The 17,390-nt window shown below is 71.1% G+C and carries 20 protein-coding genes and 6 tRNA genes; 9 read left to right on the plus strand and 17 right to left on the minus strand.

What is annotated here, in order from left to right:
* Position 1: 1 nt before the first annotated feature.
* From QOL88_RS06865 to QOL88_RS06885, 5 genes are all read right to left on the minus strand, one after another.
* Positions 2–889: a carbohydrate ABC transporter permease gene (locus tag QOL88_RS06865; RefSeq protein WP_097215573.1), complete on the minus strand. Its 888-nt coding sequence runs from the start codon at positions 887–889 to the stop codon at positions 2–4.
* The gene (locus tag QOL88_RS06870; protein ID WP_179878787.1) at positions 886–1,887 is read right to left on the minus strand and encodes a carbohydrate ABC transporter permease; all 1,002 of its coding nucleotides are present in this window, start codon (positions 1,885–1,887) and stop codon (positions 886–888) included. The genes QOL88_RS06865 and QOL88_RS06870 overlap by 4 nt, the downstream gene beginning before the upstream one ends.
* Entirely contained in the window at positions 1,887–3,176 is a 1,290-nt protein-coding gene (locus QOL88_RS06875; RefSeq protein WP_097215574.1) for an ABC transporter substrate-binding protein, read from the minus strand. Before QOL88_RS06875 ends, QOL88_RS06870 begins: the two co-directional genes overlap by 1 nt.
* Positions 3,177–3,881: 705 nt before the next feature.
* Positions 3,882–3,953, minus strand: a tRNA-Val gene (locus QOL88_RS06880).
* A gap of 46 nt (positions 3,954–3,999) precedes the next feature.
* Positions 4,000–4,458, minus strand: coding sequence for a TIGR02611 family protein (locus QOL88_RS06885; RefSeq protein ID WP_097215575.1), 459 nt, complete (start codon positions 4,456–4,458; stop codon positions 4,000–4,002).
* 191 nt (positions 4,459–4,649) lie between these two features.
* Between QOL88_RS06885 and QOL88_RS06890 the strand changes: the two genes are divergently transcribed.
* Entirely contained in the window at positions 4,650–5,063 is a 414-nt protein-coding gene (locus QOL88_RS06890; protein WP_004002642.1) for an SsgA family sporulation/cell division regulator, read from the plus strand.
* A gap of 290 nt (positions 5,064–5,353) precedes the next feature.
* Positions 5,354–5,914, plus strand: a complete 561-nt coding sequence (locus QOL88_RS06895; protein ID WP_097215576.1) for a CGNR zinc finger domain-containing protein — start codon at positions 5,354–5,356, stop codon at positions 5,912–5,914.
* Between the two features lie 83 nt (positions 5,915–5,997).
* Here QOL88_RS06895 and QOL88_RS06900 read toward each other — a convergent pair whose 3' ends face one another.
* A complete protein-coding gene (locus QOL88_RS06900; protein ID WP_179878788.1) occupies positions 5,998–6,174 on the minus strand; it encodes a hypothetical protein in 177 nt (58 codons plus the stop codon).
* Between the two features lie 157 nt (positions 6,175–6,331).
* Positions 6,332–6,772, minus strand: coding sequence for a hypothetical protein (locus QOL88_RS06905; protein ID WP_097215577.1), 441 nt, complete (start codon positions 6,770–6,772; stop codon positions 6,332–6,334).
* 175 nt (positions 6,773–6,947) lie between these two features.
* Here QOL88_RS06905 and QOL88_RS06910 point away from each other — a divergent pair, with 175 nt between their 5' ends.
* On the plus strand, positions 6,948–7,472 hold the full coding sequence (locus QOL88_RS06910) for a DsbA family protein (protein WP_179878789.1): 525 nt from the start codon (positions 6,948–6,950) through the stop codon (positions 7,470–7,472).
* Positions 7,473–7,497: 25 nt separating this feature from the next.
* On the opposite strand, the gene QOL88_RS06915 is transcribed toward QOL88_RS06910, so the two are convergent.
* From QOL88_RS06915 to QOL88_RS06925, 3 genes are read right to left on the minus strand one after another with little or no spacing between them, the layout of a single operon-like run.
* Positions 7,498–8,322 carry a GNAT family N-acetyltransferase gene (locus QOL88_RS06915; protein WP_097215578.1) on the minus strand — a complete coding sequence of 275 codons (825 nt, stop codon included), beginning with the start codon at positions 8,320–8,322 and terminating at the stop codon, positions 7,498–7,500.
* A gap of 53 nt (positions 8,323–8,375) precedes the next feature.
* On the minus strand, positions 8,376–9,197 hold the full coding sequence (locus QOL88_RS06920) for an aminotransferase class IV (RefSeq protein ID WP_097215579.1): 822 nt from the start codon (positions 9,195–9,197) through the stop codon (positions 8,376–8,378).
* Positions 9,194–10,237 (minus strand): chorismate-binding protein, encoded by a 1,044-nt coding sequence (locus QOL88_RS06925; RefSeq protein ID WP_097215580.1) that lies wholly within the window; start codon positions 10,235–10,237, stop codon positions 9,194–9,196. The genes QOL88_RS06920 and QOL88_RS06925 overlap by 4 nt, the downstream gene beginning before the upstream one ends.
* Before the next feature lie 177 nt (positions 10,238–10,414).
* On the opposite strand from QOL88_RS06925, the gene QOL88_RS06930 reads away from it, so the two are divergent.
* The 5 genes from QOL88_RS06930 (at position 10,415) to QOL88_RS06950 (ending at position 10,882) form a co-directional block, all read left to right on the plus strand.
* Positions 10,415–10,487 (plus strand) — tRNA-Gly (locus QOL88_RS06930).
* Between the two features lie 37 nt (positions 10,488–10,524).
* A tRNA-Cys gene (locus tag QOL88_RS06935) sits at positions 10,525–10,598 on the plus strand.
* Between the two features lies 1 nt (position 10,599).
* Positions 10,600–10,671: transfer RNA gene (locus tag QOL88_RS06940), tRNA-Val, on the plus strand.
* Between the two features lie 24 nt (positions 10,672–10,695).
* Positions 10,696–10,767, plus strand: a tRNA-Val gene (locus QOL88_RS06945).
* A gap of 43 nt (positions 10,768–10,810) precedes the next feature.
* Positions 10,811–10,882: transfer RNA gene (locus tag QOL88_RS06950), tRNA-Val, on the plus strand.
* Positions 10,883–10,960: 78 nt separating this feature from the next.
* On the opposite strand, the gene QOL88_RS06955 is transcribed toward QOL88_RS06950, so the two are convergent.
* The 4 genes from QOL88_RS06955 to QOL88_RS06970 all read right to left on the minus strand — a co-directional run bounded on the left by QOL88_RS06955 (position 10,961) and on the right by QOL88_RS06970 (position 13,187).
* Complete coding sequence (locus tag QOL88_RS06955) at positions 10,961–11,251, minus strand: TFIIB-type zinc ribbon-containing protein (protein ID WP_097215581.1); 291 nt, start codon at positions 11,249–11,251, stop codon at positions 10,961–10,963.
* Between the two features lie 79 nt (positions 11,252–11,330).
* Positions 11,331–12,272, minus strand: a complete 942-nt coding sequence (locus tag QOL88_RS06960; protein ID WP_097222890.1) for a phosphotransferase family protein — start codon at positions 12,270–12,272, stop codon at positions 11,331–11,333.
* A 203-nt stretch (positions 12,273–12,475) separates the two neighbouring features.
* Complete coding sequence (locus tag QOL88_RS06965; protein ID WP_030842984.1) at positions 12,476–12,682, minus strand: hypothetical protein; 207 nt, start codon at positions 12,680–12,682, stop codon at positions 12,476–12,478.
* Positions 12,683–12,800: 118 nt separating this feature from the next.
* Positions 12,801–13,187 (minus strand): DUF8836 family protein, encoded by a 387-nt coding sequence (locus tag QOL88_RS06970; RefSeq protein ID WP_097215582.1) that lies wholly within the window; start codon positions 13,185–13,187, stop codon positions 12,801–12,803.
* A 195-nt stretch (positions 13,188–13,382) separates the two neighbouring features.
* On the opposite strand from QOL88_RS06970, the gene QOL88_RS06975 reads away from it, so the two are divergent.
* Positions 13,383–14,819 carry a serine/threonine-protein kinase gene (locus QOL88_RS06975; RefSeq protein WP_097215583.1) on the plus strand — a complete coding sequence of 479 codons (1,437 nt, stop codon included), beginning with the start codon at positions 13,383–13,385 and terminating at the stop codon, positions 14,817–14,819.
* Positions 14,820–14,852: 33 nt separating this feature from the next.
* Here the strand turns inward: QOL88_RS06975 and QOL88_RS06980 are convergent, their stop codons facing one another.
* From QOL88_RS06980 to cobA, 3 genes are all read right to left on the minus strand, one after another.
* Positions 14,853–15,245, minus strand: a complete 393-nt coding sequence (locus QOL88_RS06980; RefSeq protein ID WP_097215584.1) for an NUDIX domain-containing protein — start codon at positions 15,243–15,245, stop codon at positions 14,853–14,855.
* A gap of 9 nt (positions 15,246–15,254) precedes the next feature.
* Complete coding sequence (locus QOL88_RS06985) at positions 15,255–16,073, minus strand: TrmH family RNA methyltransferase (RefSeq protein WP_097215585.1); 819 nt, start codon at positions 16,071–16,073, stop codon at positions 15,255–15,257.
* A gap of 68 nt (positions 16,074–16,141) precedes the next feature.
* Positions 16,142–17,380 carry a uroporphyrinogen-III C-methyltransferase gene (gene cobA, locus QOL88_RS06990; RefSeq protein ID WP_097215586.1) on the minus strand — a complete coding sequence of 413 codons (1,239 nt, stop codon included), beginning with the start codon at positions 17,378–17,380 and terminating at the stop codon, positions 16,142–16,144.
* Positions 17,381–17,390 lie beyond the last annotated feature (10 nt).

Consider the following 17,390-nt stretch of genomic DNA (forward strand, 5'->3'; position numbering starts at 1 on the left):
CTCAGCCCTTCAGACCCGACGTGGCCATGCCGTCGATCAGATAGCGCTGGAAGGCCAGGAAGAAGGCGAGCACCGGCAGCAGCGCGACCAGAGACATGGCGATCATGCCGCCGTAGTTGGCCAGTCCCTCCTGGTCGACGAACATCTTCAGACCCAGCGAGACCGTGTACTTGTCGGGCTCGTTGAGGTAGATCAGCGGGCCCATGAAGTCGTTCCAGGAGTTGATGAACGTGAAGATCGCACTGGTGATCAGGGCCGGCCGGCTCAGCGGCAGCACGATCGACCAGTAGATCCGGAAGTGCCCGCAGCCGTCGAGCCGGGCCGCCTCGTCCAGCTCCTTGGGCATGTTGCGCATGAACTGCACCATCAGGAAGACGAAGAACGCCTCGGTGGCCAGGTACTTCCCGAGCAGCAGCGGCGTGTAGGTGTTGATCAGCTCCATGTTGCGGAACAGCACGTACTGCGGGATCAGCAGCACGTGGTACGGCAGCAGGAGCGTGCCGATCATCAGCGTGAACAGCAGATTGCGGCCCGCGAACCGGATCCTGGAGAAGGCGTACGCCGTCAGCGAGCAGGACACCAGGATGCCGATGACGGAACCGACCGCGAGAAAGAGCGAGTTGTAGAAGAACGTGGAGACGGAGATGTCGGCGATGCCGTCGGCGAGGCTCGTGTAGTTGGCGATGACGGGGTCGCTCGGCAGAAGGTCCAGGCTGCCGACGATGTCCTCGCTCTTCTTGAAGGACCCGCCGACGACCCAGACCACCGGGTAGAGGATCACCGCGAGGACCAGCAGGGACCCGAGGTGCCAGGCGAGGGAGCCGGGCAGCTTGTGCCGCGACGCCCCGGAGCCGGACGGCTTGACGTCGGTGGTGGCCTGCGCGCTCATCGGGCGCCCTCCTCGTAGTGCACCCAGCGCTTCTGGGACCAGAACAGCACCGCCGTCACCAGGGCGACCGCGACGAGCAGCAGCCAGGCCATCGCGGAGGCCAGACCCATCCGGCTGTTCTCGAAGCCCTGGACGTAGAGGTAGCAGGTGTAGACCATCGAGCCGTCGGCGGGACCGCAGGCGTTGCCGCCCGCACCGCCGCCGACGATGTACGCCGAGCTGAAGATCTGGAAGGAGTGGATCGTCTCCAGCAGGACGTTGAAGAAGAGGACCGGGGAGATCATCGGCAGCGTGATGTTCCAGAACCGCCGCAGCTTGCCCGCCCCGTCGACCTCGGCCGCCTCGTACAGCTCGCGCGGGACCTGCTTGAGACCGGCCAGGAAGATGACCATGGGGGCGCCGAACTGCCAGACGGTGAGCGCCACCAGGCTGTAGATGATCATGTCCGGGTCGCCGGTCCAGCCCCCGACGTCGATGCCGAAGATCTTCTGGGTACGGTCGACGATCGCGTCGTCCGAGAAGATCGCTTTCCACACGATCGCGACGGAGACGCTGGCACCGATGAGCGACGGCGCGTAGAAGGCGGCCCGGTAGAAGGCCTGCCCGCGCCGGCTCTGGGCGAGCAGCAGTGCCACGCCGAGGGCGGCGATCAGCTTGAGCGGCGTACCGACGGCGACGTACCAGAGCGTCACCTGCACCGAGTGGCGCCAGCGCGGATCGCCGAACATCTCGGAGAAGTTGTCGAGGCCGATCCACTGGGGCGCGTCGAACAGGTTGTAGTCGGTGAAGGCGAAGTAGAGCGAGGCGATCATCGGGCCCGCTGTGAGCAGCAGGAACCCGGCGATCCAGGGGGACATGAAGAGATAGCCGGCCAGGTTCTCCCGGCGCCGCCGCCGCTTGAGGGCGGCGGGGCGCTCGGGCTTCACCGGACCGTGCCGCGGCTCGGAGTCCTGGGACAGGTCCTCCATCGCAGGGGCGTGTGTCACGGTGGTTCCCATCAGGTGCCGAGAGCCGTCTTCGACTCGGTGAAGAACTGCTTGACGGCTTCCGCCACCGAGCGCTTGCCCAGGCCGAGTTCCTCGCCGATACGCAGGAACGCCGACTCGCAGATGTCCGCGCCGTTCGGGTGCGGGGTGATCGGCTCGAGGACGCCCGACTTGACGAGGGACTCCTCGTAGGCGGCTATCGCCTGGTTGACCGGGTCGGTCGGCTTGTACGCGTCGAACTGGGCCTGCGTCGCGGGCACGCCCCGGTCGTAGCCCATGATCTTGGCGACCTCGGGGTCGTGCACCATGAAGTCGATGAACTGGGCGACCTCCTTGGGGTGCTGGGTGCGCTTGGACGCGCTCAGCATGAGGGAGCCGAGGTACTGGCCGGTCTTCTTGCCGTCCGTCGTCGGGATCGGGGCCAGGCCGTACTCGCTCTTGCCCTCGGAGGTGTAGCGGACGGTGAAGTTGTCCCAGGTGAACTCACCGCCGGCGAGTTCCCCTGCGACCGCCGACTTGGGCTTGATCTGGGCGACCTTCTTCTGGTTGGCGTACGAGCCGTCCTCGACGCCTTCCTCGGCCTTCGTCCACCAGTCCGTCAGATCCGCCTCGGTGAAGCCGAGCGCGTCCTCGGTGAAGAACGCCTTGCCGTTCTGGCGCAGGTAGAGGTCGTAGAGGTACATGACGTTGTACGGGCCGGTGTCACCGGCACGGCCGGTCTTGTCACGGATCTTCTTCATCGCCGCGTGGTAGTCGTCCCAGGTCCACCCCTGCTCCGGCTTGACACCGGCGCGGGCGTAGACGGGCTTGTCGATGACGAGGGCCATCGAGTTGGAACCGACCGGGACGCCGAGGAGCTTGCCGTCGATCTCGCCGAACTTCTCGAGGCCCGCGCGGAATCCCTCCATCCGGAGGTGGCCGGCCTTGGCCTGCTCGCTGAGATCGAGCAGGACGTTCTTCGCGTCGTATTTCCGGAGGAAGCCGATCGCATTCTGGAACACGTCCGGCGGATTTCCGCCGGAGGCTTGGGTGTTGAACTTCTTCCAGAAGTCGGGATAAGGCTGGAAGTCCGTTTTCACCTTGATCTTCGGGTGCTTCTTGTGGAAGAGCTCGATCGTCTTGTTGATTCTCTGGGCGCGGTCCTCCGCACCCCACCACGCATAACGGATCGTCACCGTCCCGTCCGCGGAGGTCCCTCCGTCACCGCCGCACCCGGTCGTCGCGGCCAACCCCAGCGTGGCTGCCGTGGCTCCGGCCGCCTTCAGGATCGTACGTCTCTCAACATTCCTGCCGTTCACCACGGTTGGACCTCCCCGCACATCGTCCCGCTCGCATGAATCGTTTCAAGTAAGCGCTTGCTGGCACAAGGTACGGAGGGGCTGAGAGTGCGTCAATGATTCGGACAAGATTTTCTCAGCGGAGCGGTGGGTGACACAGCGGGCTGGAGAGGTGGGTCCCGGGGCGGGGGCCGGCGATGTCGCTGGTGGCGGCCGGGCGACCGAGGCGCCGAACGAGGAGGGGCGGCCGGGCCGATTTCGGGCATGACCGGAAGTCGACGGTGGGGGTGGCCGGAGGAGCTGCCGGGGCGGGGGTTCGTTTCAGCCATGCGGCGTCGGAGTGGGGGCGTTGCGGGTGGGGCGGCGACGCGAACGGGCCCCGGAGCACGGGCGGCGTTTCCGGGGTCCTGGCCGGCCCGACGGGCGGATCTCGGCCCCCGCCTGATCGACCCGCGGGACACCCCTTGACGCCCGCCCCCCGACGGTCGCGCCACCCGCCAGTCCGATGCGGCCCCTCCCGCAGGCTCCCGGCACGACCCGCTCGGCAGGGGGCGCGGCAGCCCTCGGCGGCCGGAACTCTGCGTGACCGGGGCGGTCGCGAGCGCCCGGCGGAGGGTCGCCGCCGGACACCTCGAAGCCCCGGCCTGGACGGAGCCTGGCGCGCGGTGTCCTGGCAGGCACAACGACAGCGGCCCACCTGCGTGGTCGCAGGTGGGCCGCCGATCCGGGTGGGCGATACTGGGTTCGAACCAGTGACCTCTTCGGTGTGAACGAAGCGCTCTCCCACTGAGCTAATCGCCCGGACGCAGGAAGAACATTACCCCATGTCAGGGGGTGCCTGTGACGCTCACTGGTCCTTGATCTTCCACGGCATCGTGATGCCGAACTTCCACAGGTAGAAGCCGACCAGGACGCCCACGATCACCAGCCCGATCGACGTCAGGATGATGTTGCGGCGCCGCACCCTGGGATCGAGGGCACGCTGGGCCGCCTCGGTGACCTTCCGCTTGGTCCAGCGGAGCACCAGCTGGGCCCAGACGAACTCCGTCGCCCAGATCGCCATACCGCCGAAGATCACGACCCAGCCCGGTCCGGGAAGGGGCAGCATGATGATGCCGGCCACCACGACCGCGAGCCCGATGATGAAAACGCCGACCTGCCAGCTCACGTGCAGCGCCCGACGGGCCTTGATGAATTCCGGCGCCCGCGAGCCGAGCCCGCGGTCCTGCTCGCCGTGCATCTCGCCCGTCCCCGTCTCGTCCGACGCCACGGCCACCTCGCCCGGCTCGTTACTCCCCGTATTCATACGACCAAACACTACCCGAGCGAAACCAGTCACCGGAATGGACGCACGACGCGAACGATCTCTCGGCCGGAAGAGTTACGTAAAGGCACGCAAAACACTCAGAGGGGTTTACAACGGCACCGTAGGTGGCATGTCGATTTCGCCGACGTGCGAATCCCCGAGCGCACACTGAGCGAAAGGCCCTGGCGCTTATGAACACCACGGTCAGCTGCGAGCTGCACCTGCGCCTCGTTGTGTCGAGCGAGTCCTCCCTGCCTGTCCCCGCAGGCCTGCGGTACGACACGGCCGACCCCTACGCCGTGCACGCCACCTTCCACACCGGAGCCGAGGAAACCGTCGAGTGGGTGTTCGCCCGTGACCTCCTCGCCGAGGGGCTTCACCGCCCTACGGGCACCGGCGACGTCCGCGTCTGGCCGTCGCGCAGTCACGGTCAGGGCGTCGTGTGCATCGCCCTGAGCTCGCCGGAGGGCGAGGCCCTGCTCGAGGCCCCGGCGCGGGCCCTGGAGTCCTTCCTGAAGCGGACCGACGCCGCCGTGCCGCCCGGCACGGAACACCGGCACTTCGACCTCGACCAGGAGCTCTCGCACATCCTGGCGGAAAGCTAGGGCGAGGCCCCCACAAAGCCGCCCGGCGCCGTCGACTCGGGGAGACGGCTCGGGCCCGGACAACCGCACATGGGATGACACCGGCGCCGTTACCGCGGCTCAACGCGGTACGGCGCCGGTTCGCGTCCTGAGCCCCTCCCCCGCTACCGCGACGCGGGAACCGTGGCGGGCCCGGCGGCGTTGTATTCGAAGCCATGTGCGGGCATGAGGGCGGTCCGGCGGTGGTGGAGCCGTTACCATCGGCCAGCATCGACGGGCGCCCGCCCGACCCTCAGGCCAGGGAGCAAATCGTGCTGATCACCCACGACACCCGGTGCGCCCTCGACACCGTGGTCGATCTGGTGAACACCGCACCGGAGGACGACCCGGCGTCGGACGGGCTGCCGGACGTGGCGACCCTCGCGGACTTCGTGCGGAACCACGAGATCAGCGATGTCGGGGTGCTCTCGGAGTTCGACCTCTCCGCGGTGCGCAAGATCCGCGAACGCTTCGCCGCCGTCTTCGCCGCTCCGGACGCCCGGGCCGCGGCCGGCCAGATCAACGAACTGGTCGCGGCCGCCGGCACCACGCCCCGGCTCACGGACCACGACGGCTACGACTGGCATGTGCACTACTTCGCGCCCGGCGCCTCCGTCGCCGACCATCTGGCCGCCGACTGCGGCATGGCGCTGGCGTTCTTCGTCGTCTCGGGCGAGCAGGAGCGGCTGCGGCGGTGCGAGGCGCCCGACTGCCGACGCGCCTTCGTCGACCTGTCCCGCAACCGCTCACGGCGCTACTGCGACAGCCGCACCTGCGGAAACCGGCTGCACGTGGCCGCGTACCGGGCGCGCCGCAAGGAGGCGGCGGGCTGACACCGTCGCCGGGTCGCAGGGCCGCACAGGACGTCGATGCCGACGCGGCCCCGGCGGATGGCGCCGGGGACCGCGGGTACGGCTCACAGCAACAGCAGATCGTGCAACGAGGCCATGAGCAGCAGGCTCCCGATCACCGCCAGGAAGATCATCAGCGGTGGCTGGGACAGGGCGAAGAGGCAACCACGCGGCTCGTCCCGCCGGGGACGTGGCTCGTCCTGCGGCGGTGCGGGGTCGCGCTGTTTCGTCGTGTCGAGCATCTCGCGGCGATGATGACGCAGTCGCCCCGCCGGACGCGATCAGCGCCCTCGTTCCGTGCGGGAGTGCGCCGATTCAGTGAGGTCCGGGGCGGGTTGTGATCACTTCGGCGCACGCGCGGACGCACTGTGACGATTCAGCCCCGGGCGGGGTGCTCCGTCATATGCCGTGCTTCTTGAGGATGGCCTCGATGTCGCTGAAGTCGTCGTCGCCGCGGGACGGCGGCGCGGGCCGGGTCGCCGGGCGGGTGCCCTGGCCCAGGGAGGGCGCCGCGGCGGCAGGGGCCACCGCATCGGACCGGCCGGCCTCGCGGGCCGCCGCCCGGCGCTCCTTGCGGGTGCCGCCACGGCGGCGCTCCACCGCCCGTGTGGTCATGAAGAGCACCCAGGCGACACCGAGCACCCCGAACCCGGCCCAGGCCGTCGGGCTGAACGCCGTGTCGGCCAGCCACTCGACGACTCCCGTCATCACCAGGCCGATCGGAACGAGGGAGTAGGCCGCGATACGGACCGCCGCGAGGTAGCGCTTGCGGTACGCCGTGACGACCGCAATGCCCAGGCCTGCCGCGGACACGGCGGAGCAGACGGTCTCGGCAATCATCCGGTCCTCCAGGCGTGGCGCGGTGGGGTCGGGGCACTTCGTCCCTTCCATCCTGCACCCGCCGTACCCCGGGGGGCCATGCCACGGCCCGACATCAGGGACATCTCCGGGTCACCTCCTCCGCAGGTGCCGGTGCGGACTGCGCCCTCGCCCGCGCTGCTGGGAGACTGTCGGCATGAGCGACTCCTCATCCGACCGTTCCGCCGCCCCCGTCCTCGAGGTCTGGTGCGACCTCCAGTGCCCGGACTGCCGCACCGCGCTGGACGATCTCCATGCCCTGCGCGCCCGCTACGGCGACCGCCTGGAACTGCGGCTGCGGCACTTCCCGCTGGAGAAGAACAAGCACGCCTTCGCCGCCGCCCAGGCCGCGGAGGAGGCGTGGGAGCAGGGCCGCGGATGGCCGTACGCGGAGGCCCTGCTGGGACGAGTGGAGGAGCTGTCCCGTAAGGGGGAACCCTTCCTGGTCGAGGTGGCCCGCGAACTGGACCTGGACGCCGAGGAGTTCGACACCGCGCTGGTCGACGGCCGGCACATCCTGATCGTGGACGCCGACCAGGCCGAGGGCAAGGCGATCGGCGTGACCGGCACCCCGACGTACGTCATCGGCGGTGAGCGGCTCGACGGCGGCAAGAGCCAGGAGGGGCTGCGCGAGCGCGTCGAAGAGATCGCGGACCGGCTGCTGGCCGGGCAGGAGCACTGACCGCCCTCGCCCGGCTCCCGGGCCGCTACAGCAGCGGCTTGTACATGGCGTACTGCTCGGTCTCGTAGCCGAGGGAGGCGTAGAGCCGTTCGGCCGGGGCGTTGCCGGCGAAGACGTTGAGGCCGAGGGTCCGCCTGCCCTCGGCGATCGTCTGGGCCTCGGCGAGCAGCATCAGCGTGCGGCCGTGGCCCTTCCCCCGGTGGGCGGCGTCGGCTTCGACGTCGAAGACGAACGCGCTGCTCTCGCGCACCGCCAGCCACAGCGTGCCCACCGGTGTCCCCAGGTGCTCGACGACGCTGATGAGCACGCCGGGGGTGGCGAGGCCCTCGGGCAGCAGGGTGGCGTGGTCGCGCTCCGACTTGGCCCGGGCTTCGGCCTCCGGGACGCCCCGTTCGATCCAGCTGCGCGCGTAGTGGTCCAGCCCCTTCTCCAGCCAGGGCCCGAACTCCGCCTCGGTCATGGGCCGGGCACGACTGCCGTCCGGCAGGTCGGGCGGGGTGTCGCCGAGCTGCTTCGCCATGCCGCGGTTGCGGACGACGTAGCCGAGCGCCGTGGCGAGCCGGAGGCCCGCCTCGGATGCCGCGGGGACCGTCGCCTCGACGCGGCGGCACCCCCAGCCGCGCGCCACCTCCTCCGCGGCGAGTGCGGCGACGGTGCCCCGGCCCCGCCTGCGGTCCGGTTCGTCGATGTGCAGCTTCGTGATCCGGGCCACCCCGGTGCCGAAGACGGGGTGCGTGCCGAGGTGTATCGCCCCCACGGGACGGCTGTTCACACACACCTGGAAGCGGCGCGAGCGCGTCCCGTCGGCGTTCTGCTGAAGCGGCTCGATCGGCCGCAGGGTCGTGGTCATCAGGGGTGTTCTACCCGCAACCACGGCCCTGGTCAGCCGAATTTCCGGGCCTGTCAGGGGTCGAGATCGTTCCCGGCCCGCTCGTCGAAGATCCGCATGGCCTTGGCGGTCACCGGGCCCGGCGCGCCGGACAGCTCACGGCCGTCGACGCGGTGCACCGCCTGCACGTCCCGCAGGGTGGACGTCAGGAAGATCTCGTCGGCCCGCTCCAGGACGTCCAGCGGCAGGTCGGTCTCCCTGGCGCCGGTCCATTCGACCGTCAGCGCGCGGGTGATGCCCGCGAGGCAGCCCGAGGCGAGCGGCGGCGTGTGGATCTCGCCGTCGAGGACCACGAAGACGTTCGACCCGGTGCCCTCGCACAGCTGCCCCACCGTGTTGCCGAACAGGGCCTCGGACGCGCCCTGTTCACGGGCTCGGGCGAGGGCGACGACGTTCTCGGCGTACGAGGTGGTCTTCAGGCCGGTGAGCGCGCCGCGCTCGTTGCGGGTCCAGGGGACCGTGATCACGGCGGTGGAGTCGGGGCGGCGAGTGGTCTCGCCGAGGGCGACGACCAGGGTCGGGCCGCGGTCGCCGCGGTCGGAACCGAGGGGGCCGTGGCCGCCGGTGTAGGTGATGCGGAGGCGACCGAGCGGCACGGGGTTGGCGTCGAGGACGGCGGCGCAGGCGCGGCGCACCTCGTCGTGGTCCGGGTCCGGCAGGCCGAGGCCGCGCGCGGACCGGGTCAGCCGGTCGAGGTGCCGGGTGAGCGCGAACACCCGGCCGTCCACGGCCTTCACCGTCTCGAAGATGCCGTCGCCCACGGTCAGCCCGTGGTCGAAGACGGAGACGCGGGCGGACTCGGTGTCCTGCAGACCGCCGTCGAGCCAGATCTTCACGTCAGGTCCTCTCCATTCACCTCGTACGCTCCCGACGCTATCGCGAGCAGCCGGGACGCCTTCAGCTCGGTCTCCCGCCACTCCCCCTCGGGGTCGGAGCCCCAGGTGATGCCGGCGCCGGTGCCGAAGCGCAGCATGCCGTCGGCCCGGTCGATCCAGAAGGTACGGATGCCGACGGCCAGCTCTCCGGTCTCCCGGTCGGCGTCGACCCAGCCGATGCCGCCGCAGTACGGCCCCCTGGGCGCCGTCTCCAGCGCGTCGATGATCCGCAGCGCGCTGGACTTGGGCGCGCCGGTGACCGAGCCGGGCGGGAAGGCCGCGTCGAGCAGCTCGGCCCAGCCGGCCCCCTCCCCCAGCTCGCCGCGGACCGTCGACACGAGGTGGACCAGCCCGGGGTGCTTCTCGACGGCACACAGGTCGGGCACCGTGACACTGCCCGTGGCGCACACCCGCCCGATGTCGTTGCGGACGAGGTCCACGATCATCACGTTCTCGGCGTAGTCCTTCTCCAGCAGGTCCGCCTCGGTGCGGCCGGTGCCCTTGATCGGCCCGGACTCGACGGTCCGGCCGTCGCGCCGCAGGAACAGCTCGGGGGACGCGGTGGCGATCTCCACACCGTGCCCGGGCAGGCGGATCGTTCCTGCGTACGGTGCCGGGTTGCCGCGGGCCAGCAGCGCGGTGAGCGCGTCCACGTCGGCGCCGGGCGGGACGGGCGCCGACAGCACCCGGCACAGGTTCGCCTGGTAGACCTCGCCCGCCGCGATGTGTTCGCGGATCCGCCGCACCCCGGCCGTGTACGCGGCGCGGTCGAGTGAGGACGTCCAGTCACCGGCAACGGGACCGCGCCATGCGCCGGGCGCGGGAGCGGGCACGTCCGTCGTCCGGACCTCCGCGAAGCGGGCGCAGGTCAGACGGCCCTCGAAGTCCGCACAGACGGCCCAGAAGCCGCTGGACTCCAGGGCTTCGGGATCGTCGGTGACATCGAGGAGCCCGGTGGCGACACGGTCACCGAAGCGGGCGAGAGGAGGGAGGTCGAGCACGTCGTCGAGTCTAGGGCGGGTGTCCTGCCGGTGGCGGGGGATGTCCCGTCGGGCGGCCCTGTGACCTCGCTGAGCAGGGGAAGCGCAGCACGCTGCACAAACGCGTTTTTGTACTGGCTCCGGAATCCGCTAGAGTTCAACACGTCGCCGGGCCGCGAGAGCGGTCCGAAACGACAGGCGGACGTAGCTCAGTTGGTAGAGCGCAACCTTGCCAAGGTTGAGGTCGCGAGTTCGAACCTCGTCGTCCGCTCGAAGGAAGAGGGGGCTTCCCGGCCCCCTACACTCCTGGTGGAGTGGCCGAGAGGCGAGGCAACGGCCTGCAAAGCCGTCTACACGGGTTCAAATCCCGTCTCCACCTCCAAGGACGATTAGCTCAGCGGGAGAGCGCTTCCCTGACACGGAAGAGGTCACTGGTTCAATCCCAGTATCGTCCACTGGATCTTTCAAGATCCCGACCCGCGCGATTAGCTCAGCGGGAGAGCGCTTCCCTGACACGGAAGAGGTCACTGGTTCAATCCCAGTATCGCGCACGCAGTGCCCATGATCCGATGCACTCGGTGGTCATGGTCCCGAGGACGATTAGCTCAGCGGGAGAGCGCTTCCCTGACACGGAAGAGGTCACTGGTTCAATCCCAGTATCGTCCACACCACACAGGAGCCCCCGGCCGTTCGCGGCCGGGGGCTCCTGTGGTGTTGTGTCACGCCTTCACGTCACGACTCGCTTCAGGACGAGAACAGCATGTGGCCGAAGCTCTTGTTGCGATGGTGACCGTGATGGCCGTGGTGCCCGTGGCCACCGTGCGGGGCGCCCCAGGCGGGGGCCGGTGGGGCCGGGTAGGCCTGCGGGGCGGGCGGGGGCGGCGGGGCGGGCTGGGACCACTGTGCTTCCAGGCGGGTCAGCGACTCCAGCTCGCCGTAGTCGAGAAAGATCCCGCGGCAGCCGCTGCACTGCTCGATCTGGACACCGTTGCGGTTGTACGTGTGCATCGGCGCACGGCACTTCGGACACTGCATGGTCGTTCAACTCCTAGCCGGTCGGTCCTGCTTCACATCTCGCCAGGACAGACTCTGTCCCGCTGTAGTCGGTTGCACCCTACTTCGCGTGGTCCTGCTCCAACTGTGGCGGGACGGTAGCCATTCGGTCACAGGCGTCCACGACCGACTGCTCCACCTCGTCCAGCGGGCGGCCGGCCACGAGCGCCTTGGTGACGGCCCGGGCCGCGGTCTGGGCGGTGAGGGCGCGTGCGGGGACGTCGAGGGCGGGCCAGGGGTCGCCCTCGGCGGGGACGGCGGGGCCGCCGGCCTCCCGGTAGGCGGTGAGGAACCGGGTCCACTCGTCGGGCGGGAGCAGGCCGCAGGCGTACCAGGCTGCGGGGCGGGCGAGGTCCCAGGCGGGGACGCCGACGCCGAGGTCGTCCACGTCGATCAGCAGCCACGGGCCGTCGGGGGCGGGGTGACGGATGAGCTGTCCCAGGTGGAGATCGCCGTGACAGAGGGTGCCGGTGCCGGGCATCGGGGCCTCGGCGCGGGCCCAGGGCGGGAGGGTGGCCCAGGCGCGCAGGACGGGGGCGGCCGCCGGGTGCGGACCGGCCTCGCGCAGCCGGCCGATGGCCTGGGCCGCTTTGACGGGGCCACGCATGAAGGGCAGGTCCGCCGGGGCCGGGGTGCGGTGGAGACGGGCGAGGAGCGTGGCGGCCGCTTCCCAGGGCGCGGCGTCCGGGTCGTCGGGGTCCACGGGGGTGCCGTACGGCCAGAACGTGGTGAGGCGGCCGTGCAGGTCGGCCGGGGCCGGGTCCAGTGGGGGCAGGAGGATTTGGGGGTGGTGGGCGGCGAGGGTGAGGCGCCCGGTCAGTTCGGCCGGGTCGGTGCCCGGGGCGTGGGCCTTCGCGACGGTGTCCGCGTGCCGCACCACCAGGCCGTCGGAGCGGTCGGCGAGCGTGGCCGCGCCGCAGGGGCAGGCCGACGAGCGTGCGTGGGCGGTGGCTCGGGCCTTGGCGGTGAGGTCGGCCAGGAGCGGAACGGCGGCGGAGGTCACCGGCCGAGCGTACGTGCCGACGGTGACCCGGCCGTAGGGAACCATTCGTTCCGGGTGCTCGGCGCTTTCGGGACAAAAGCAATGCCGGCGCAGCTCCCCAGCTGCGCCGGCATTTGTGCCGTCCGCCGCACCCCCGTCCCCACGGGGTTTCATGGGTGGGATGTCCCCGCCCGGACCGCTCTTCCGGGCCTGGGGGTCGCCGCTCAGCGCCCCAGCATCTCTCCCACGGACGACGCCTGTGTGGCCACTGTCTCCCACCCGTCGAAGACGAGGAGGAGCAGGACCGCCAGGGGAAGGGCCATCAGTGTCGCCACCACCGGGTGGCGACGGCCCTGGCGGCGGCGGAACGCGGCGGCGTACACCTTGCGTCCCTCTTCGCGGAGCAGCGTCCGCGGAGCCGTCTGGGCCATGGCCCCTCTCCTGACCGTTATCGGTTGTCGTTGGCAGCGGCGGGCGTCTGACCTCGGGGGACGAGTGCTGCCACCCGCCGCTTGACCTCAAATCTAGGCGTCCGGCCCTCCCCCGGCGTCATGCCCTCGTACCGATTGCCGGGCCTCCCGGAGGATGAGCTGCCACCTGCGATGTACTCCCCTGGGTGGAGACGAGGGCGCGAGTATCAGGGTCTTCCCCGACGGGACGACCGGATCGCCCCTCTTTGTCCGAGCTCTCCTCTCGCGGAACCGGCTGTTCCACCAGAGTCGGCACCCGATTCGCCATGAAGCGGGCGGTACGCACGACCGTCCCTCCCCCACTGCCGAAACGGCGTGGGGACCCCCACCGGGTGACTTCGCTCACTTCCACGACACCTCGGCGTACCGCCGCCTCCACCCTGCGGCCCGCCCTGCTCGCCACCACCTCATAGGTGCGCGTCGTGTTCCCCGCGTCCACGACCATCTCCACGCGATCACCCCTCACAGGACCAATCCCCCTTCTGCGACGGGTGGTTGGGATCATCCACGGCGCGAAGTCCGCCTCTCCGCACCCTCCCTGACCACCTTTCAAGTCTTCCACCCACCACTGACAATCCATCACGCCGAGAGGGCGCGGCCTCTGCGCGCGGGCGGCCGTGGAAACGTAAGCTGTGGCTCGTCACAGGACCGGGCAGCGGGGATGAACATGGCGATGATGCGCCTGAGGCGCGAGGACCCGCGCGTCGTCGGCTCGTTCAAGCTTCACAGACGGCTCGGCGCGGGCGGGATGGGCGTGGTCTACCTGGGCTCCGACAAGAAGGGGCAGCGGGTCGCGCTCAAGGTCATCCGTCCCGACCTGGCGGAGGATCAGGAGTTCCGCTCCCGGTTCGCCCGTGAGGTCTCGGCGGCCCGGCGGATCCGCGGTGGCTGCACGGCCCGGCTGGTGGCCGCCGACCTCGACGCGGACCGGCCCTGGTTCGCCACCCAGTACGTGCCCGGCCCGTCCCTGCACGACAAGGTCGCGGCCGAGGGACCGCTCGGCGCGGCCGATGTCGCCGCCGTGGGTGCCGCCCTGTCGGAGGGCCTGGTCGCGGTGCACGAGGCCGGGGTGGTGCACCGGGACCTGAAGCCGTCCAACATCCTGCTGTCCCCGAAGGGGCCGCGGATCATCGACTTCGGCATCGCCTGGGCCACCGGCGCCTCGACGCTCACCCATGTCGGCACGGCGGTCGGCTCGCCCGGCTTCCTCGCGCCGGAGCAGGTGCGCGGGGCCGCCGTCACCCCGGCCACGGACGTGTTCTCGCTCGGCGCCACCCTCGCGTACTCCTCGATGGGCGACTCGCCCTTCGGGCACGGCAGTTCCGAGGTGATGCTGTACCGCGTGGTGCACGAGGAGCCGCAGCTGCACGGCGTACCCGACGCGCTGGCCCCGCTCGTCCGTGCGTGTCTGGCGAAGGACCCCGAGGAGCGGCCCAGCACGCTCCAACTGTCGCTGCGGCTCAAGGAGATCGCGGCCCGGGAGTCACAGGACCTCTCCGGCGTCCGACCGCCCGCGCCACGCGGCGCCGAGAGCGACCGGCCCGTCGACACCTACCCCGAGCGCACCCGGCGTCCGCAGGGGCAGCAGGGCGGCGGGGTCTCCGGGGCGCAGCGGGGCCGGGGCACTCCCCCGCCGCGGGGTTCCGCCCCGTCCCGGGACGGCCATTCGTCGCCGGACGGTCCGGCCGCACAGAGCGGGGCCGGCGGACGCGGCGGATCCCGGGCGACCGGGGGCGGGAACCGCGGCAGGACTCCGGTACGCGGGGCGGGCGCCTCGCGGGGCGGCACCCCGTCGCGGTCCGGGTCGCGGCCGACGCCCACCGGGCGCAACGGCACGCGATCGGGCAGCGGCAGCCGTCCCGCCCCGCACAGCGGCACCGGGCGACCGGCGAACCGGAACACGGGGACGAAACTGCGTCCCGCCAATCCGCGGTTGCTGCGGCAGAGGCTGTTCGTGTTCGTCGTGGTGACGCTGCTTGTGGCGGTCGGCATCGCCCTGGTGCAGGGCTGCCAGGGCCCGGCGCGGGGACTCGGCGGCGACAGGGGCGGGGTACGGCAGGAGCGCGTCCAGCCGGACGATCACCCGCGGGGCTTCTAGCCGGAGGGCGACGGCGCGGCGTCCGGCGCGGCGTCAGAGCTCCGGCAGGATCCGTTCGAAGAACTCCCGGTCTCCGTCGAAGACCGGGTCCAGCGCCAGGAACTCCTGCGGGGTGACCCAGCGGGTCTCGGCGACCTCGCGGGGGTCGGGGACCACCACACCCGTGTCGGCGCGGGCGGTCCACCAGTGGAGGCGGAAGCGGTGGTCGTCGGTCTCCGACTCCCAGACCTTCGCCTCCGGTACGACGACGAGGCCGACCTCCTCGCGCACCTCCCGGGCGACCGCCTGCTCCTGGGTCTCGCCCGGCTCGACCTTGCCGCTGAGCGGCTGCCAGTAGCCGGGGCGGACGACGGCAGGGCCGCGCCGGACGGCGAGGAGACGATCGCCGCGCAGAAGGACGGCGACGACGGCCTCGCGCTGCTCCACGTGACGTCCTCAGACCTGGGGCCGGCCGGTGGCCACGGCGTAGAAGGCCACGGCCGCCGCCGCGCCCACGTTCAGGGAGTCGACGCCGTGGGACATGGGGATGCGGACCCACTCGTCGGCGGCGACCAGGGCCTGGGTGGACAGTCCGTCGCCCTCGGCGCCGAGCATCAGGGCCACGCGGTCCATGGTGTGCGGGGCGGCCTCGTCGAGGGGCCGGGCCTTCTCGTCGGGGGTGAGGGCGAGCAGGGTGAAGCCCGCCTCGCGGACCGATTCCAGGCCCTTGGGCCAGGTGTCCAGTCGGGCGTACGGGACGGAGAAGACCGCGCCCATGGAGACCTTCACGCTGCGGCGGTAGAGGGGGTCGGCGCAGTCCGGGGAGAGCAGGACCGCGTCCATGCCGAGGGCGGCGGCCGAGCGGAAGATCGCGCCGATGTTGGTGTGGTCGTTGACCGACTCCATGACGACGACGCGGCGGGCGCTGCGCAGCAGGTCGGCGGCCGTGGGCAGGGGCTTGCGCTGCATGGACGCGAGGGCGCCGCGGTGCACGTGGTAGCCGGTGACCTGCTCGGCGAGCTCGGGGCTGACGGCGTAGACCGGGGCGGGGAGTTCGTCGATGACGTCGCGCATGACGTCGACCCACTTGGCCGAGAGCAGCATGGACCGCATCTCGTAGCCGGCTTCCTTGGCCCTTCGGATGACCTTCTCGCCCTCGGCGATGAACAGGCCCTCGGCGGGTTCGCGCTTGCGGCGCAGCTCCACGTCGGTCAGGCCGGTGTAGTCGCGCAGACGCGGGTCGTCGGGATCCTCGACGGTGATGAGATCGGCCACAGGGTGATACTGCCTTGTCCTGGGTGTGGTGCCAACGGCTCGGTACGGGTTGTGTTACCCGGGGTTACTTATCGGGGCGCGGGGGCCGCGGGGCCGACCTTGACGACGTCGCCGATGACGATGACCGCCGGGGGCTTCACGTCCTCGGTCCGCACGGTCTCCGCGACCGTGGCGAGCGTGGCGTCGACGCGGCGCTGAGCGGCGGTCGTGCCCTCCTGGACGAGGGCGACGGGGGTGCCGGCCGGCTTTCCGTGGGCGACGAGCGTCTCGGCGATCTTCCCGATCTTGTCGACGCCCATGAGGATCACGAGGGTGCCGGTCAGCCGGGCCAGGGACGGCCAGTCCACCAGGGAGCGCTCGTCGTCGGGCGCGACATGCCCGCTGACCACGGTGAACTCGTGGGCGACGCCGCGATGGGTGACGGGGATGCCGGCCGCGCCGGGGACCGAGATCGAGCTGGAGATCCCGGGAACGACCGTGCAGGGGATGCCAACCTCGGCGAGGGCCTGGAGCTCCTCCATGCCGCGGCCGAAGACGTACGGGTCGCCACCCTTCAGCCGGACGACCGACTTGCCCTGCTTGGCGTGCTCGATCAGCGCGTTGTTGATGGCCTCCTGGGCCATGAAGCGGCCGTAAGGGATCTTCGCCGCGTCGATCACCTCGACGTGCGGCGGGAGTTCGGCGAGCAGGTCACGCGGGCCGAGGCGGTCCGCGATGACCACGTCCGCCTCGGCGAGCAGACGGCGGCCGCGCACCGTGATCAGGTCCGGGTCGCCGGGGCCGCCGCCGACCAGGGCGACGCCGGGTGTGCGGGTGCGGTGGTGCGGGGCGACGAGCGTGCCGTCGCGCAGGCCCTCGACGACCGCGTCGCGGATGGCGGCGGTGTGGCGGGGGTCGCGCCCCTTGGCCTCGGTGGTGAGGACGGCGACCGTGACGCCCTCGCTGTGGCCGGTGGCCGGAGTCCACGCCGTCGCCCGGTCGGCGTCGTCGGAGCGGACGCACCAGACGCGGTGCCGCTCGGCCTCGGCCGAGGCGGCGGTGTTGGCCTCGGGGTCGCTGGTGGCGATGAGGGCGTACCAGGCGTCCGCGAGGTCGCCCTCCGCGTACGGGCGCCGCTGCCAGGTGATCTCGCCGGCGTCCGCCATGGCCTCGACCGAGGGGGTGGCCTCGGGCGACACGAGGAGAACGTCCGCGCCCGCCGCGATCAGTGCCGGGAGGCGGCGCTGGGCGACCTGGCCGCCGCCGAGGACGACCACGCGACGGCCGGTGAGGCGGAGGCCTACGGGGTAGGCAGGGTGTTCGGCCATGAGGTGCGGC

The organism is Streptomyces sp. Ag82_O1-12 (genome assembly GCF_900182715.1).
Lineage (GTDB): Bacteria > Actinomycetota > Actinomycetes > Streptomycetales > Streptomycetaceae > Streptomyces > Streptomyces massasporeus.

Excerpts from the sequence above, each read along its gene's own strand:
- QOL88_RS06900 (WP_179878788.1), bottom strand. The coding sequence starts at position 6,174 with ATGCTCGACACGACGAAACAGCGCGACCCCGCACCGCCGCAGGACGAG.
- QOL88_RS06910 (WP_179878789.1), top strand. The coding sequence starts at position 6,948 with ATGAGCGACTCCTCATCCGACCGTTCCGCCGCCCCCGTCCTCGAGGTC.
- QOL88_RS06965 (WP_030842984.1), bottom strand. The coding sequence starts at position 12,682 with ATGGCCCAGACGGCTCCGCGGACGCTGCTCCGCGAAGAGGGACGCAAG.
- cobA (WP_097215586.1), bottom strand. The coding sequence starts at position 17,380 with ATGGCCGAACACCCTGCCTACCCCGTAGGCCTCCGCCTCACCGGCCGT.
- QOL88_RS06870 (WP_179878787.1), bottom strand. The coding sequence starts at position 1,887 with ATGGGAACCACCGTGACACACGCCCCTGCGATGGAGGACCTGTCCCAG.
- QOL88_RS06975 (WP_097215583.1), top strand. The coding sequence starts at position 13,383 with ATGAACATGGCGATGATGCGCCTGAGGCGCGAGGACCCGCGCGTCGTC.
- QOL88_RS06905 (WP_097215577.1), bottom strand. The coding sequence starts at position 6,772 with ATGATTGCCGAGACCGTCTGCTCCGCCGTGTCCGCGGCAGGCCTGGGC.
- QOL88_RS06885 (WP_097215575.1), bottom strand. The coding sequence starts at position 4,458 with ATGAATACGGGGAGTAACGAGCCGGGCGAGGTGGCCGTGGCGTCGGAC.
- QOL88_RS06915 (WP_097215578.1), bottom strand. The coding sequence starts at position 8,322 with ATGACCACGACCCTGCGGCCGATCGAGCCGCTTCAGCAGAACGCCGAC.
- QOL88_RS06955 (WP_097215581.1), bottom strand. The coding sequence starts at position 11,251 with ATGCAGTGTCCGAAGTGCCGTGCGCCGATGCACACGTACAACCGCAAC.
- QOL88_RS06865 (WP_097215573.1), bottom strand. The coding sequence starts at position 889 with ATGAGCGCGCAGGCCACCACCGACGTCAAGCCGTCCGGCTCCGGGGCG.
- QOL88_RS06890 (WP_004002642.1), top strand. The coding sequence starts at position 4,650 with ATGAACACCACGGTCAGCTGCGAGCTGCACCTGCGCCTCGTTGTGTCG.